Source organism: Halomonas sp. ALS9, from assembly GCF_001651035.1.
Lineage (GTDB): Bacteria > Pseudomonadota > Gammaproteobacteria > Pseudomonadales > Halomonadaceae > Vreelandella.
This window is the reverse complement of sequence record NZ_LXRG01000011.1, coordinates 105,850-121,006: the sequence shown is the minus strand read 5'-3', so window position 1 is coordinate 121,006 and position 15,157 is coordinate 105,850. Positions and strand designations below refer to the sequence as shown.

Annotated in this window: 14 protein-coding genes and 1 other RNA gene; 11 read left to right on the top strand and 4 right to left on the bottom strand. The window is 52.6% G+C overall.

Going from position 1 to position 15,157, the window contains the following annotated elements:
- Window positions 1–149: 149 nt before the first annotated feature.
- From A6R74_RS00620 to A6R74_RS00610, 3 genes are all read left to right on the top strand, one after another.
- Window positions 150–449 carry a cell division protein ZapA gene (locus A6R74_RS00620; protein ID WP_064232443.1) on the top strand — a complete coding sequence of 100 codons (300 nt, stop codon included), beginning with the start codon at window positions 150–152 and terminating at the stop codon, window positions 447–449.
- Between the two features lie 73 nt (window positions 450–522).
- A non-coding RNA gene (gene ssrS / locus A6R74_RS00615) (6S RNA) lies at window positions 523–705 on the top strand.
- Window positions 706–735: 30 nt separating this feature from the next.
- On the top strand, window positions 736–1,350 hold the full coding sequence (locus tag A6R74_RS00610; protein WP_064232442.1) for a 5-formyltetrahydrofolate cyclo-ligase: 615 nt from the start codon (window positions 736–738) through the stop codon (window positions 1,348–1,350).
- Between the two features lie 489 nt (window positions 1,351–1,839).
- Here the strand turns inward: A6R74_RS00610 and ilvA are convergent, their stop codons facing one another.
- Window positions 1,840–3,354 carry a threonine ammonia-lyase, biosynthetic gene (gene ilvA / locus A6R74_RS00605; RefSeq protein ID WP_064232441.1) on the bottom strand — a complete coding sequence of 505 codons (1,515 nt, stop codon included), beginning with the start codon at window positions 3,352–3,354 and terminating at the stop codon, window positions 1,840–1,842.
- A gap of 195 nt (window positions 3,355–3,549) precedes the next feature.
- Between ilvA and rpiA the strand changes: the two genes are divergently transcribed.
- Window positions 3,550–4,224 (top strand): ribose-5-phosphate isomerase RpiA, encoded by a 675-nt coding sequence (rpiA, locus tag A6R74_RS00600; protein ID WP_064232440.1) that lies wholly within the window; start codon window positions 3,550–3,552, stop codon window positions 4,222–4,224.
- A gap of 23 nt (window positions 4,225–4,247) precedes the next feature.
- Here rpiA and waaA read toward each other — a convergent pair whose 3' ends face one another.
- Genes waaA through A6R74_RS00585 form a run of 3 tightly spaced genes read right to left on the bottom strand, consistent with a single transcriptional unit; the run spans window position 4,248 to window position 8,068 of the window.
- The gene (waaA, locus tag A6R74_RS00595; protein WP_064232439.1) at window positions 4,248–5,540 is read right to left on the bottom strand and encodes a lipid IV(A) 3-deoxy-D-manno-octulosonic acid transferase; all 1,293 of its coding nucleotides are present in this window, start codon (window positions 5,538–5,540) and stop codon (window positions 4,248–4,250) included.
- Window positions 5,541–5,550: 10 nt separating this feature from the next.
- Complete coding sequence (gene hldE / locus A6R74_RS00590; protein WP_064232438.1) at window positions 5,551–6,981, bottom strand: bifunctional D-glycero-beta-D-manno-heptose-7-phosphate kinase/D-glycero-beta-D-manno-heptose 1-phosphate adenylyltransferase HldE; 1,431 nt, start codon at window positions 6,979–6,981, stop codon at window positions 5,551–5,553.
- Entirely contained in the window at window positions 6,971–8,068 is a 1,098-nt protein-coding gene (locus A6R74_RS00585) for a glycosyltransferase family 9 protein (RefSeq protein WP_064232437.1), read from the bottom strand. The genes hldE and A6R74_RS00585 overlap by 11 nt, the downstream gene beginning before the upstream one ends.
- Here A6R74_RS00585 and A6R74_RS00580 point away from each other — a divergent pair.
- The 7 genes from A6R74_RS00580 to A6R74_RS00550 all read left to right on the top strand — a co-directional run bounded on the left by A6R74_RS00580 (window position 8,067) and on the right by A6R74_RS00550 (window position 15,155).
- On the top strand, window positions 8,067–8,786 hold the full coding sequence (locus A6R74_RS00580; RefSeq protein WP_064232436.1) for a 3-deoxy-D-manno-octulosonic acid kinase: 720 nt from the start codon (window positions 8,067–8,069) through the stop codon (window positions 8,784–8,786). The genes A6R74_RS00585 and A6R74_RS00580 overlap by 2 nt on opposite strands.
- A 103-nt stretch (window positions 8,787–8,889) precedes the next feature.
- Entirely contained in the window at window positions 8,890–10,263 is a 1,374-nt protein-coding gene (locus A6R74_RS00575; RefSeq protein ID WP_082906532.1) for an O-antigen ligase family protein, read from the top strand.
- A complete protein-coding gene (locus A6R74_RS00570; RefSeq protein WP_064232434.1) occupies window positions 10,260–11,204 on the top strand; it encodes a glycosyltransferase family 8 protein in 945 nt (314 codons plus the stop codon). Before A6R74_RS00575 ends, A6R74_RS00570 begins: the two co-directional genes overlap by 4 nt.
- The gene (locus A6R74_RS00565) at window positions 11,201–12,352 is read left to right on the top strand and encodes a glycosyltransferase (RefSeq protein WP_064232433.1); all 1,152 of its coding nucleotides are present in this window, start codon (window positions 11,201–11,203) and stop codon (window positions 12,350–12,352) included. The genes A6R74_RS00570 and A6R74_RS00565 overlap by 4 nt, the downstream gene beginning before the upstream one ends.
- The gene (locus A6R74_RS00560; protein ID WP_064232432.1) at window positions 12,352–13,134 is read left to right on the top strand and encodes a glycosyltransferase family 2 protein; all 783 of its coding nucleotides are present in this window, start codon (window positions 12,352–12,354) and stop codon (window positions 13,132–13,134) included. The genes A6R74_RS00565 and A6R74_RS00560 overlap by 1 nt, the downstream gene beginning before the upstream one ends.
- Window positions 13,135–13,137: 3 nt before the next feature.
- A complete protein-coding gene (locus A6R74_RS00555; protein WP_064232431.1) occupies window positions 13,138–14,175 on the top strand; it encodes a glycosyltransferase family 4 protein in 1,038 nt (345 codons plus the stop codon).
- 5 nt (window positions 14,176–14,180) lie between these two features.
- Complete coding sequence (locus A6R74_RS00550) at window positions 14,181–15,155, top strand: glycosyl transferase family 90 (RefSeq protein WP_064232430.1); 975 nt, start codon at window positions 14,181–14,183, stop codon at window positions 15,153–15,155.
- Window positions 15,156–15,157: the final 2 nt, after the last annotated feature.

The window sequence follows — 15,157 nt, the reverse complement described above, 5'->3', positions numbered from 1 at the left end:
TGGGTGTGTAGGGTATCTCGGATATTAGTAAAGGATGTCTCTGCGCGTTGACCGCGCATAAGCGCCTCTCTTATAGTGAGCGAGACCTATCTTCCTATGCTGTGATGTTAACGCATTGGGCCCCTTGCTGGCCCGTGCTGGAGTCTTTGATGAGCAACGCCAAGCGGCCAACCAAAGAAATAACCCTGTTAGGGCGCGGCTATATCATTGCCTGCGACACAGGCGAAGAAGCCAAACTCGACCGCGCAGCACGTTATTTAGACCGTGCCATGCAGGGTATCAATGCCCAAAGCAGCGTTCTTGGCAGCGAACGAGTGGCCATTATGGCAGCGCTCAATATTACCCACGAGCTGCTTGAAGCCATGGATGAGCACCGAGCCGGTGAAGAGAATCTGAACCGGCTAAATGATCGTCTTGAAAGGGCGTTGGCCAAAACACGCCAGCCCTAGCGCGTTACCTGAAAGCTATGCGAACGTTTAACCCAGCACTTTGGCATTAGCCGTCGCTCTGTTAGGATGGCGGAGTTCTCTGGGGTGTACGCCAGTCGTTATAGTCCCTCGAGCCTATGCGTAATACCCAGGGGGCCAAATGCTAGCCAGGCCCGTGTGCATGTCCGTGCGTCGGAAAGCCTGACGGTCTGGCTGCGGCCACCCACCTGAACCAGTAGGTTCAGGGCCAGAATGACAGCGGCACTCTGGAGAACACCCAACCTATAGGGTATGAGAGACCATCTGCATGGAAAGCCTCCATCGCGATGTCGATAAGCGTGCATTACGCCGTTTTTTACGTCATCAACGCCGAGCCCTTTCTCAGCATGAGCAGCGCCTTGCAGCCCAGCGCTTATGCCAGCAATTGAAAACCCTGCCTGAAATCCGCCGTGCTCGGCGCTTAAGCCTCTACCTGCCTGTTAACGGCGAAATTGATCCTACCCCGCTACTTCCCTGGCTGCGCCAGCGTAATGTGGCTATTTATCTACCGGTTTTACGCCCGTTTAGCGCTAATCGCCTATGGTTTGTCGCCTATCGCCCTGACACCCCAATGGTGCAAAACCGCTTTGGCATTTGGGAGCCCGACTTACGTTTTGGCGCTGAGCGACGCAACCGCATATCCGCCTGGGCATTAGATACGTTAATTGTGCCGCTAGTCGGGTTTGATGCTAATGCTAACCGCATGGGCATGGGGGGCGGTTTTTATGACCGCAGTTTGGCATTCATGCATCGCCCCGGCCCGGCGCCTACCTTGATTGGTGTCGCCCATGCTTGCCAGCAGGTGGCTTCGCTGCCTGTAGAGCCATGGGATGTACCCTTACAGGCGGTGGTTAGTGACCAAGGCTGCGTACGTCGCCAATAAGCCGCCGTCTCCTCTTCCCATAAAAAAAGGGCCGACCCAATAAAGGATTAGCCCCTCTCGTCTGATATCTGTCGCCTTGCAGGTTAACAGCGTTGTTGCTGTCGTTGTAGGTGCAAGTCTATAGGGATTAGCTTAAAGGGATTAGCTTCCCGACAGCGCCTGTGCATAGCCGGTAGCCAGCACCCCTAATGCAAACACAACCATCAACGCCATTACCATATCAGGCTTCTTCCGCCGCATGCCGCTTCTCCAACACCTTTGCCGTTGCCGAATGTGCCAAACCCGCCGCTCTTTGCTGTTTTCTTTTTGTTGTTTTCTGGAGTATGGCGAATTTGCTTAATTTCACTCACGACTATAGGGCTATAGGGCCATCGGTGACAACTGCTTTAACGACATTTTTTAGCCTCATTTCTAAGGATTAAGTTACGTTACGGCGCTAGCAGCTCTGACGCTTAAGGTAAGCAAGCACTTACATACAGTAATGCATGATTAAGCCATAAACAGTCGATAGGCTGGGTTATCGCTTTCGCGCCAATAGCGGTAGCCGATGGCGTCTAAGTACTCAGCCACATGGATGCGATCACCGTTAGGCACTTGCATCCCCACCAAGACCCGACCATAGGCCGCACCATGGTTGCGATAATGAAACAGCGAGATATTCCAGTCGTGGGGCAGCTGGGTCAAAAAGTTCATCAACGCGCCGGGGCGCTCGGGAAACTCGAAGCGATAAACTTCCTCTTCAAAGCGTTCGCTGGGGCGACCACCGCTCAAGTGGCGAATATGCAGCTTCGCCAACTCGTTATCGGTGAGATCTTCCACTTGGTAGCCGCCTTCACGCAGCTTGTCGATGACTGCCTGGCGGTCTTCGCCACCGGGCTTCACCTGGACGCCCACATAAATATGCGCTTCATTGCTATCGGCATAGCGATAGCTGAACTCGGTCACCATGCGCTTGCCTAGCGTGCGGCAAAACTTTTTAAAGCTGCCGGGCTTCTCGGCAATGGTCACCGCCAGGATCGCTTCGCGCTGCTCGCCTAACTCCGTGCGCTCGGCGATGTGCTGCAAACGATCAAAGTTGGTATTGGCCCCGGAATTGATGCATATCAGCGTTTCGCCTTCGGCACCGGTCTGCTGGATATATTTTTTTAGCCCCGCCAGCGATAGCGCGCCGGAGGTTTCCGCCACCGCGCGCGTATCTTCAAAAATATCTTTCACCGCGGCGCACATTTCATCGGTGTTAACGGTAATAACGCCATCGATCAGGTCTTTGACCAGCGAAAACGGCACTTCGCCGATTTGCGCGACCGCGACGCCCTCGGCAAATACGCCTACTTGATCGAGCACCACGCGCTCCCCCGCCTCTAAAGCGGCTTTAAGGCAGGCGCTGTCTTCGGCTTCGACGCCAATGACTTTGATATCCGGGCGCAGATATTTAACGTACGCGGCAACACCAGCGATTAATCCCCCGCCGCCGACCGGCACGAAGATGGCGTCTAAGCGCCCGGCGTGTTGGCGCAGAATTTCCACGCCGATAGTGCCTTGACCGGCCACCACATCGATATCGTCAAACGGTGGAATATAGGTGTAGCCGTGTTCTTTAATCAGTTCCTGCGCATGCTCGGCAGCAGCAGCGAAGGCGTCCCCTTTGAGGATGACCTTGGCGCCCCGGGCGCGCACCGCCTGGACTTTGATATCCGGCGTGATGCGCGGCATCACAATGACGGCTTTTACGCCCATTAGTTTAGCGGCCATCGCCAGCCCTTGGGCATGGTTGCCAGCGGAGGCTGCTATTACACCGTTGGCTTTCTGCTCTTCCGTTAATTGCGCCATTTTGTTGTAAGCACCGCGGATCTTAAACGAAAACACCGGCTGCAAATCTTCGCGCTTAATCAAAATCTGGTTGTTGAAACGACGCGACAAAAAGGGGGCAGGCGAAATCGGGGTCTCACAAGCGGCTTCATAAACGCGGGCTTGGAGGATCTTTTTGACGGTTGCTTCTAGCATGCGGGTATCCCAAGGGAAGAACGTGAACGGACAAAGCGTTTATTGGTAGCAGATTTCGCCTAGCGGCGTCTAGCCGGGTTGCCATCGGCAGGCGGCGTTTAGACCGCTATACTAGCGCCACGAGCACTTCTCTGACTAACTCTCTTGCAACTAGCTCTCTTGTAACTAACCACACTTTGACCCACTAGGCTGATTATGAACCAGGATGAACTGAAGGCCGCCGTAGCGGACGCAGCAATTGAAGAAATTAAAGCTCAGCTGGAAAAGGATACCATCTTAGGGATTGGCACCGGCTCCACGGCGAACCTGTTTATCGATCGCCTAGGGCCGTTGCGTGACCGCTTTAAAGGCGCGGTAGCGAGTTCTCAGGCGAGTGCCGAGCGTCTTGAAAAACTGGGCATTGAGGTATTTGAGCTTAATAGCGTTGGCACAGTTCCCTTTTACATAGACGGCGCAGACGAAGTGAATGCTCACCTACATATGATTAAAGGCGGTGGCGCTGCGCTTACCCGCGAGAAAATCGTGGCTGCCTGCGCCAAACGCTTTATCTGCATCGCCGATGGCTCGAAATACGTGCCTCAGTTAGGTAATTTTCCGCTACCGGTAGAAGTCATCCCTATGGCACGCTCCTATGTCGCCCGCGAGCTTGTCGCGCTTGGCGCCGAGCCGGTCTATCGCCAGGGAGTAGTCACCGACAATGGCAACCAAATTATCGACTGCTATGAATTTATGATCGCAGATCCGGTGGCCATGGAAGCGCGCATTAACGCTATCGTCGGCGTGGTGACCAATGGGCTGTTTGCTACCCGCGGCGCGGATGTGCTGCTGCTAGGCAAAGAAGATGGCGTAGAAAGGATCGCACTTAACTAAGGTGCTTAAATAGCGCTGCTGCGTTACTGGGGCAGCAGCGCCTCCAGCCCAACCAGGGTACGGGCCAGAGCGCCTTTGTGTGCCTCAATCGCTGCAAGCCCTGCAAGCCCGGCCTGCTGGGCAAGCTCAGGGGCAGCAAAGTAGCCCGCCACCGCCTCTGCCAAGCCGTCAGGAGTGTCGACCAAGGTGAGCGCCCCTGCTGCTTGCAGCGGTTCAGCCACATCGGCAAAATTTTCAATCGAAGCACCACTAAGCACCGGGCGGCCCAAAGCCGCTGGTTCAAGCACGTTGTGCCCGCCCAGCGGCACTAGACTGCCCCCGACAAAGGCCACACTGCCCGCTGTGTAAAGCATCGCCAGTTCACCCAGCGTATCCCCCAGGTAAACCTGGGTTTGCTTTGCGACGAGTTGCTGCTGGCTGCGGCGACTTAACGTCCAACCCTCTGCTTGGCAAAGCTTAGCCACTTCATCAAAACGCTGTGGGTGACGGGGTACCAGCACGAGCAACGCATCAGGATAGCCCTGCAGCAGTTGCTTATGAGCCTTGAGCAGTAGCGCTTCTTCGCCTTCTCGCGTGGAGCCCGCTACCCACACTGGACGCTCGCCCCATCCTCGAAGTAAGTGCTCACCCTCTTTTATCGCTTTTACTTGACTGACTAGTTCAAATTTTAACGAGCCGACTATGTGAGTGATAGCCGAACTGCAGCCTAGGGCATTAAAGCGTTTGGCGTCTGCCGGTGATTTTGCCGCTAGCCAGCTAATCTCGGCGAGCGTGCTGGCAATTAATGGGTGCAGCCGTTGGTAGCGCTTAAAGGCTCGGGGTGATAAGCGCCCATTGACCACCGCCACGGGTACCCTTTGCTGGCGACAGGCGTGGATCAGGTTAGGCCACAGCTCAGTTTCAAACAGAAGGGCAAGCTCGGGTTTAACTCGGCGCACAAAGCGTTTAGCCGCACCAGGAAAGTCCAACGGCAAGAAACGATGGGCCAGCCTGGCTTGATCGGCTAGCGGCTGCTCGCACATCAGCGCTTGGGACTGCTGGGCACCGGTGGCGGTCATGGTGGTGAGCAGAAGGCTATGGGTTGGATAGCGCGCTAATAGCTGCTCAATCAGCGGCCGTGCTGCGCGCACTTCACCCACCGAGGCGCAGTGCAGCCAAATACGCGGCGCGGGAGGAAGCGTCTCAAGGCGTAACCCCAGCCGCTGAAAGCGTGAGTAAGTGGGCACTTGCTCACGCCAGATGCGCCAGCCAATAAGCGGTGAGAGTGCATACAGCGCCGCTGAGTAGGCAAGCCGAGGCCAAGTAGGTGAAGTCATCAGAGGTTTCTTAGCGCTCGCGATCAATAATGGAGCTAATCATCGCCGAGGTAGACACACCGTCCTCAAAGCCCAGCACTTTCACCTCGCCACCATTGGCAATCACCGCCGCCCCCCCGGCGATATCTTCTGGCCGATAGTCGCCGCCTTTGACTAAAATATCCGGCAATACCGCTTCGATTAGCGTCTGGGGAGTATCGTCGCTAAACGGCACGACCCAATCGACGGCGCCTAATCCTGCCAATACCTGCATACGCCGATGTAAGGGGTTAATCGGACGCTTTGGCCCTTTTAGGCGACCAATGGAGGCATCGTCGTTAACCGCGACGATTAAACGGTCTCCCAAGCGTTTGGCCTGCTCCAGATAAGCGACATGGCCTGCGTGCAGGATATCGAAGCAGCCGTTAGTCATGACCACTCGCTCACCCCGCAACTGGGCCGCCCTTACAGCCTCTGTCAACAGGTCTGGCTCAATGACACCGAACTCGGCCAGTTTATCGCCGTGTAGCGCGGTATAGAGCTCAGCGATTGAGAGCGTCGCCGTACCCGGTTTGGCGACTACCAATCCGGCCCCCAAGTTAGCCAGCATCATCGCTTCGGGAAAGGCGTGGCCCGCTGCCAGCGCAAGCCCCATCAAACCAATAACGGTATCCCCCGCCCCTGTGACATCGAAGACTTCCTGAGCGCGGGTAGGTAAATGCAGCGGCACGTGGCCTTCGCGGATCAGCGTCATGCCCTTTTCGCTGCGGGTAATCAGTAGCGCTTCTAGCTCAAGCTCAGCGCGCAGTGCTTCACCACGACTCGATAGCTCGGCATCTGTCGCACAGTGGCCTACCACCGCTTCAAACTCGGTGAGATTGGGGGTGATTAAACTTGCCCCACGGTACTTGCTGAAATCCTGGCCTTTCGGATCGATCAGCACCCGCTTGCCCTGAGCCCTTGCGTTGGCAATCAGGTTTTCCACCTGATTCAAGGTGCCTTTGCCATAGTCGGAAAGAATCACGACGTCGCAGCCGGCTAGCGCCTGTTCTACATGCCTCACTAGCTGGCTGGTATCGACACTGTCCAATCGCTGCTCGAAATCCAGACGTAGCAGCTGTTGGTTACGGCTCATTACACGCAGCTTAGTGATCGTGGGTATCTCAGTGCTACGCTGAAAGTAAGTACTTACACCTGAGGCATTCAAACTGGCTTGTAGAATTTGCGCATTGTCGTCGTCTCCAATCACGCCCGCCAGTACTGCATGGCCGCCCAAGGAAGTAATGTTCAATGCCACGTTGGCCGCCCCACCTGGGCGATCTTCGACATCTTCCACCCGCACCACCGGCACCGGCGCTTCGGGGGAAATACGCGAGGTACCGCCATGCCAGTAGCGATCTAGCATCACATCGCCGACCACTAGCACTCGGGCATGCTCTAAGGCGGTTAAATCAATTTTCATCGTTGCTCCCTGCGCTGGCGGCGGAGACAGTATGCGCCAGCAGAGTGTCCAGTTTGGCGATAACGTCGTCTGCTTTAATCAGCATCATGGCACTGGGGTGACGCACCCGCTGGCCCCAACTCACCTCGTCTACCGACTTATGCAGATAGGTACGCACCGCTTCGGGGTATGCGTTAACCGCAAAATCACGCCACAAATAGGGCGCGGCACGCTGGGGATTGGTGGACGCATAAAGCCCCAGAGCGGGCGTTCCCATCGCATTGGCCATATGGATAGGGCCGGTATCCGGCGCTATCACCGCTTGGGCTTGATCGATCAGCGCTAAAACCCCTTTTAGCGAGGTGCCGCCAATGGCGTTAATCACGCTCCCCGGCTGGCAAAGCGCTTCAATTTGATCGCCAATTTCCCGCTCCAAGGCACTGCCACCGCCAGTCAACACGCTTTTAAGGCCGTGCTGTACCCAGGCGTGCTCAATCACGCTCGCGTAGCCCTCTACCGACCAGTTGCGAAAATTACGCAGGCGTACGTTGCTGCATGGATTAATGACCAGATACGGGGCGTCACCGCTGATAACCCGTGCTTCGTTACGAGCCGTGTCAGGCACCGGCAAGTCCCACGTCAAGTGATCATCCTCTACCCCAAGCACTCGGGCAAAGTCCATAAAGGACTCCAGCACATGGGCATTGGGGTGCGGCGCGAGTTGATGCTGGGTGAACCAGTGCTGAGCATCTTTAGCGCGTGCTTTGTCATAACCCACGCGCACCTTAGCCTTTAACCCTAGTGACAGCACACTGGCACGAATAGCCTGCTGCATATGCAGCAGCACATCGAAACGCGTGTCGGCAAGCTGCCGCCATAACGCGCGCATACCAGCAATACCTGTCGACTTGTCGTAAACAACGAACTCGACCCCGGAAAGCCCCGCCAGTAGACTGTGCTCCCCCTTACCGATAATCCAGGTAATGCGCGCATCGGGCCACTGGCGCTGCAACGCCCGCACTGTGGGCACGAGATTGCACACGTCTCCTAAGGCGGAGAGGCGCAAAATGGCAATATGGTTAGGCTGAACAGGCAGAGAGGGCTTCATGCGCTTAGCGGCACTCCGGCAGAAAAATTGGCTGATTTTACATGATGTAGACAGTTTATGTGACGCGCCGGGAACACACCAAATTGATCCTGACCTATTCACTAGCGATTACTGGCGTGAACGCAGATTAATTGTGGGCGAAGCGCCTGGCCGGGGCAGCAGCCTGTTTTTGCAGGCAACGCCGACCGAGCAGTGGGTGCTAAGGCCCTATCGTCGCGGCGGCATGGCGGCCAAACTTAGTGAAAAGCGCTACTTATGGACTGGCGCTGAGCGAACCCGAGCATTTCGTGAGCTGCGCTTGACCGCTGCGCTATTTGAACAAGGGCTGCCGGTGCCCCGGCCCGTAGCAAGCTGTGTTACCCGCTATGGGCTTACTTATGAAGCCGCGTTGATCACTGTACGCATTGGCGGCGCCAAAGCATTGGCCGAGCTACTAATTGACGATCTAGCCAATGAAGCACTGTTGCAGCGGGTCGGCGTTATGATCCGACGCTTTCATCAAGCTGGGCTAGACCACGTTGATCTGAACGCGCGCAATATTTTGATCGATCCCCGTGGTGCGCCTTGGTTGATTGACCTGGATCGCTGCCGCCTTCGTGAACCGGGAAAATGGCAGAAAAATAATTTAGCTCGCTTAGGACGCTCGCTTGGGAAATTTTCTGCTGCTCCGCATAGCTCAGGCGTAATGGGCAGCATTCGACAAGGTTACTTTGGCTAAACGTATCATGCCACTTACTCAAGATAGCTTTTTTGAAATACTTGTCACCTCCAACGAACATTCATTTGTTATAGATGCAGCACACAACTGAGAAATTGAGTATATGCAAAGAAAGATCCCTTCGAGCTTATGGGAAACACATTATTTAGGAAAAACGCCCCTACCTTTAATAGCGATAGGTGTATTAGCTACGTTATTCTACGTTTTTTCAAAGCCGCACTTTGGCGATTTTAGCGACTTCAACAAATTACTATTATCTCTCTCTGGCCTAATTAGTATTAAGATTTATGCCACACCTATATGGAAGCACCCAGTGTTTCATATGCTGTGGTGGGCTTTACTCTTGGCTGTGTGTCACTGGTTTTATTTAACGCTGACACTTTCACACCTAGCAGGTGATTACCCTAAGCTGGATCACATTGCCCGACTATTTGTATTTATTATTTTTGCGTGGTGGCTTGCGGGCAGTACACGAAACACGCTGATTTTCTGGAGTATTGCCAGCGCAGCCGTCATATTGTCGCCATGGATTGCTGGCGATGGCCTTGCTGATTTTCAGCGAGGCTTTCACGGCGAACGCATTGGCTTTGACATTCGTAACGTTCAGCATTCAGCAATGTTTTTCGGCACTGTGTTGCTTGGGTTACTAATTTTCATTCCTAGGCTATTAAGAGCCCCTCTACAGCACTATGGCAAACTAATCCTCTGGGTAGTGGCTTTCCTTATCATCTTGGCCGGCGTTATCATTTCGCAAACTCGCGCTACCTGGCTCGGTGTGGCTGCAGCTATGCTAACGGTATTTTTATTATTGTTTATCGAGCACCGAAAACGTTTTTCAAACAAACAGCTACTGTTAATTTTTTTTCTATCAACGTGTCTGGCTATTCTTATCATTAGCAACAGTTCTTTAGTCATTGAAAGAGCCACTGCAGAGTTGGATACCATTCAGGCACTACTGAGAGGTGACTGGAGCTCTGTCCCCCTATCGACTAGCGAAGTACGCTCTAGTGTAGGAGAGCGCCTGTATAGCTGGCGTGCCGCGATCGATATGATTGCACAGCGCCCCTTACTTGGCTGGGGTGATCAGGGCGTTGATTATTTATTTAACAACATCCAATATAATCATGCACATTATCAAGCTTTAAACTTTGGTCACTTACATAACCTCTATCTTGAAATCACGTTACAGTATGGATTACTGGGTCTAGTCGCTTACTTCTATTTATTAATATGGTTTACAAAAAGTGCCTGGCTTGCGTGGAAGCGTGGCGATATGCCAGGTGATGTTCTGCTATTTTTCTATGCTTTTTTATGCTTTTGGAGTGTTATTAATCTTTTTGAGTCCTATTTGATATTTTGGACAGGCGTCTTTCTTTTTAATGTTGTTATGGCGGGCTGCCTCACTCATATATGGAAACCCGAATTGCGGGCTAACCGCTCAAAAGCCATTACTCATATCGAAAAGGATCTCCCATGATTACTATTGTCCTGTGCGCCGATGAAGGGTATGTCGACAAGGCAGCAGCCGTCATGGCATCCACTATTTGCCACAGCCAGACACCTGAAGCACTGCATTTCTATTTATTAGGCTACCAGTTATCTACCCATACTCATCAACGGCTGCACAACTGGTTTACGACACTGCCTGCATCGCTAACGGTCATTGAGGCGGAAAGCAGCAGCTGGCCTGAATCAGCATTGGGTCGTTTTGGCCCCGCTGCCATGTTACGCCTAGGCATGCATAATTGGTTGCCATCAAGCTGCCAGAAAGTTATTTATTTAGACTGCGACCTGGTGGTGCTAGATGATATCGTCAACGTATTGTCATTCGACATGGAGGGCGCTCCCATAGCCAGTGTGGCTAATCTACAGGGAACCGAACAGAGCCGAATGGGTCTGGGCTTTCAGCACTATTTTAATTCCGGCGTTCTTGTGGTGGATCTTGAAGGATGGAAAGCACGCAATGTGCTAGACCAAGTAGATCGAATCTTAAAGCAGCACGATTACGCCTTAAATTACCCCGACCAGGACGCTTTAAATCTTATTTTCCAAGACTGGTATCGACTACCCATGCGCTGGAATATGCAGCCATACGCTTATCCTGCAGTGGAAAAAAAAGTAGCTCACTATGCCAATTGGCAAAAGGAACTTGAACACGCAATTCGTGAACCCGCGATCGTCCATTTTATAGGCGCACGAAAACCATGGCATGCCGACAGCCGCCACCCACTTACCTATTTATATCAGCATTATCTTTCATTAACCCCTTGGCAGCCGTCCGTTAGCGTTCCCCCCCCGCCCCTGCAACAGCGATTCAAGCAAATGCTGGCGTGGTTTAAGACTCAGCGGCGGCGTCAGCAGTTGCAGTGCAAGCCGGTGCTACAACTTCCCTTACACCCAAAGGACTCGCCTACATGAAAGTATTGATTGTCGTGCGTACGTTAAAAATTGGTGGCATGGAACGGGTAGCAGTGAACCTTGCCGATGCCTTTGCCGAGCAGGGCCATGAAAGCCATTTGATGTACTTTAAGCCACGGCCACCCCAGTTGGCGCCGTACAATGAGCGCGTAAAGGTTCATCACTTCGCCCTATCTCGTGCCATGTGGAGATCGGGTGTGGGCGGTATTATTGAGGTGACAGCTCGTCTGCTCAATAGCGCGTTTCGGAAAAGCTATTTTTTATTGTCCGGCTGGTGGGGCGGAAAACTTTTTCGTCGCGAAGTACGTCGCCTTGAGCGACAACACGGGCATTTTGACCGGATTATTTTCCGCGGCATTGGTACTTTTGAAACGGTATGGTCTTTCCAGGATCCTCGCGCCTGTTATGTACTAGAAAATATCGTCAAACCTACCTCAGGCCATGCTCACTGGTTAGAGCGATTAAAGGCACGCTGTCTGTTTCATAATAAACATCTAATTACTGTATCTCACGGCGTCGAACAACAGATTGCGACGGCCATGCAGACACTAGAGGTACAGCCATTATCGCTAAGAACCATCACCAATCCATGCCCTTTAGCGGCCATCCGAAAAACAATGCTTGAAGACTTCCCCGAGCGGCCCAATTCGCCCTATTTACTTAACGTAGCTCGCTTGGTACCGCAGAAGAATCATCACCTCCTGCTGCGGGCGTATGCCAAGATGCAGACAAACCTTCCCCTGGTCATTGTTGGCGAGGGGCCTCTGCGCAAAGAGTTGGAGGCACTAGCCATTGAACTCAATATTGCGGAGAACGTTACTTTTGCGGGCCGCCAATTAAACCCTTACCCTTGGATGCATCATGCGCGCCTATTCATACTGAGTTCCGCCCACGAAGGTCTTGGCATCGTACTGCTAGAAGCACTGGCCTGCCAAACCCCTATTGTCTCGGTCGATTGCCCAGGCGGGGTGCGTGATATCATGGCCGATGAGCTGGAAGCTTACCTTTGCGAGATGACGCCGGAGGCATTAGCAGCCCGTGTCGATGCCATTCTTGATGCTGACGGCTACGCTATTGATGAACGTTGGCTGGAGCGCTTCTCTCCAGCACACATTACTTCCGCCTTTTTGCAAGAGATGCCTGTTTGATGATATCGGCTAATATTATTACCTTTAACGAAGAAGCCAATATTGCGGACTGTATTGCGTCTGCTCGGCAAGTATGTGATGACATCGTCGTGGTGGATTCTGGCAGCCAGGATCGAACCACGGATATCGCGCGTGAGTTAGGCGCCAAGGTGGTTCAACAAACCTATTTAGGCGACGGCATTCAAAAAAATATCGCGCTAGCGCATGTGGCATATGACTGGGTGCTCAGCTTAGACGCCGATGAACGCCTAACGCCAGAGATGGTCGAAGCGATTAGACAGCTCGACCTTGCTGAAACTGAACATGACGCTTTTGCCTTTCGCCGTCGCAATATGATTGGCTCACGCTGGATTCGGGTCTGTGGCTGGTATCCAGATTATTGTATTCGCCTCTACAACCATCGCCATGCTCGCTTTGCCGACGTTAAGCAGCACGCCAGAGTCATCGCCGCCAATCCCAAGCGACTCAACGCAGATATGATCCACCACTCTTTTGATAATCTTGGTCAGCTGTTTGCCAAACCAGGACGCAATTTCAGCGGCCGTTCGGCCAAAATCATGTTTCAAAAAGGCAAGCGGGCCAACGCCTTTTCACCGTTTGCACATGGACTGAATGCCTTTATACGTAAATATATATTCCAGCGGGGTTTTATGGGCGGGGTAGATGGCATGACGGTGGCGATCAGCGCAGGGCTCAATAGCTACTTAAAGTATGCCAAACTACTCGAATATCAGCGTGATCCAAGAGTGCTTGAAGCGGAAGACTTTAATAAGGTTTGGTGATTGATGCATATTACTCATGTCAATTTGGCGCGTGGTTTTCGCGGCGGTGAGCGCCAAACTGAGTTATTAATTAAGACGTTAGCAGAGCGGTCATCAAACGAGATTACACAGACGCTGGTTTGCCGTAGCGACTCCCCCATGCGCCAACACCTGCAAGGCGTTGCGCAACTCAATTTTCAGTCAGCCAATCATCAGTTAGCGGGACATTTTCATTTCGGCAAGACTCATTTGGTACATGCTCACGATGCCAAAGGCGTTCATTGGGCCTACTTACACTACCGTTTAACAGGTACGCCCTACTTAATTACTCGCCGTGTCGATTCGCCCGTCAAACGTAAGTGGTTTAACCAGCAAAGTTACTCGCATGCATCCGCCAGGGTAGCCCTTTCCCAGGTTATAAAGCGTCTTTTGGAAGACAACCAGTGGGGCGACGTTACCTTAGTACCCAGCGCCTATGCTCGTTTGGCGCCCTCATCTGATGCGACCCAGCGTTTTCGCGACGGTTTTGCCAATAAATTTTTAGTCGGCCACGCCGGCGCCGTGGTTGATCGTCACAAAGGACAGCGAGTGCTACTGCAGGCTGCGCGGAAGCTCGAGCAACAAGCGCCGGATATACAGTTTATTTTGTTGGGCGATGGCAAAGACGCAGAGGCATTAAAAAATGAGTCGTCATCGCTTAGCAATGTCTCCTGGTTGGGGTTTAAAAACAATATTGCCGATTATCTGGCGGGCCTGGACGTGTTTGCTTTTCCCTCGCGTAATGAAGGCTTGGGCTCCGTCGTGCTGGATGTCATGCAGCTCGGCGTCCCCGTCATCGCCACCGCTGTGGGCGGTATACCGGATATCGTCAAGCATGAACAGACGGGGTTATTGATCCCGTCCGGCGATGCCGATGCGCTGGCTAACGGCATTCTGCGATTAAGGCAGGAAGTCCCCCTACGGCAGCGGTTGGTTAAAGGCGCAACAGAGCGTTTAGATCATTATAGTCCTCAGTCAATGGCTGCATCGTATTGGCATCTCTACCAAACAATATTGAGTTAATAGTTATGCTTGCTGCATCTGCGAAAGCGCATAAAAATCTCCATAAGCTAGGCTTTTATGCACAACATGCGGTTCATCGTCTGCTTCCCAGTGCTCTTCTGCACCGACAAAGAATCAACTTGCTGCGCTCATTCAAGGCACTGCCTGAAGACGAGCAGCGGCAAATACTGTTCAGAGTCAATTACTGTAATCAGTTAGAGGAAGACGTTGAACTGCCCGAGCAGGCAGTCAGTTTAGCTAATTTCAAACGCGAGAAAAGTGGCACTTATTACTTGGATTTACTCAGCGTGTTGCGCTATTTCCCGCCTGACCAGCGCTTCTGCCACCGTTTTGGTGATGTAACCACTGTGCCCGACGTGCCTACCTTAGTGAAAAGCCGGCCGATTAATGATTACAACCAAAACTCAATTTTACTTAAATTAAACCGTGTTCGTCACTACTACACGGTGAAGGATTCTCACCGCTATGATGACAAGCTCGACCTTGTGGTATGGCGAGGTTTTTGTCATCAAGAGCATCGGCGTCAATTCATTCGAGACTTTTATGATCACCCGCTATGCAACGTGGGCGATACGCACAAAAATGCCCACGGACAACCCTGGCATCGCCATTTTATGTCGGTGCCAGAGCAACTGAAATATAAATTCGTGCTCAGTATAGAAGGCAAAGATGTGGCCACAAATCTTAAGTGGATAATGGCCTCAAATTCACTCTGTTTTATGCGACGTCCGCGCTTTGAAACATGGTTTATGGAAGGCACGTTGTTACCCGACTATCACTATGTGCAGCTCAAGGATGATTACTCAGATCTTGAGGAGAAAGTCATCTTTTACCGAGACAATCCCGCTGCGGCCAAAAAAATTATTGCTAATGCGAACCGTTACTTTGTGCAATTTATGCATACCGATCGCGAGCGCTTGATTGGTCTTCTGGTTATGCAGAAATATTTCGAGCGCACCTATCAACTTCTCCCTTGGTAGCC

Coding starts and splice junctions, on each gene's coding strand:
- A6R74_RS00620 (WP_064232443.1), top strand. CDS start 150: ATGAGCAACGCCAAGCGGCCAACCAAAGAAATAACCCTGTTAGGGCGC.
- A6R74_RS00610 (WP_064232442.1), top strand. CDS start 736: ATGGAAAGCCTCCATCGCGATGTCGATAAGCGTGCATTACGCCGTTTT.
- ilvA (WP_064232441.1), bottom strand. CDS start 3,354: ATGCTAGAAGCAACCGTCAAAAAGATCCTCCAAGCCCGCGTTTATGAA.
- rpiA (WP_064232440.1), top strand. CDS start 3,550: ATGAACCAGGATGAACTGAAGGCCGCCGTAGCGGACGCAGCAATTGAA.
- waaA (WP_064232439.1), bottom strand. CDS start 5,540: ATGACTTCACCTACTTGGCCTCGGCTTGCCTACTCAGCGGCGCTGTAT.
- hldE (WP_064232438.1), bottom strand. CDS start 6,981: ATGAAAATTGATTTAACCGCCTTAGAGCATGCCCGAGTGCTAGTGGTC.
- A6R74_RS00580 (WP_064232436.1), top strand. CDS start 8,067: ATGCGCTTAGCGGCACTCCGGCAGAAAAATTGGCTGATTTTACATGAT.
- A6R74_RS00585 (WP_064232437.1), bottom strand. CDS start 8,068: ATGAAGCCCTCTCTGCCTGTTCAGCCTAACCATATTGCCATTTTGCGC.
- A6R74_RS00575 (WP_082906532.1), top strand. CDS start 8,890: ATGCAAAGAAAGATCCCTTCGAGCTTATGGGAAACACATTATTTAGGA.
- A6R74_RS00570 (WP_064232434.1), top strand. CDS start 10,260: ATGATTACTATTGTCCTGTGCGCCGATGAAGGGTATGTCGACAAGGCA.
- A6R74_RS00565 (WP_064232433.1), top strand. CDS start 11,201: ATGAAAGTATTGATTGTCGTGCGTACGTTAAAAATTGGTGGCATGGAA.
- A6R74_RS00560 (WP_064232432.1), top strand. CDS start 12,352: ATGATATCGGCTAATATTATTACCTTTAACGAAGAAGCCAATATTGCG.
- A6R74_RS00555 (WP_064232431.1), top strand. CDS start 13,138: ATGCATATTACTCATGTCAATTTGGCGCGTGGTTTTCGCGGCGGTGAG.
- A6R74_RS00550 (WP_064232430.1), top strand. CDS start 14,181: ATGCTTGCTGCATCTGCGAAAGCGCATAAAAATCTCCATAAGCTAGGC.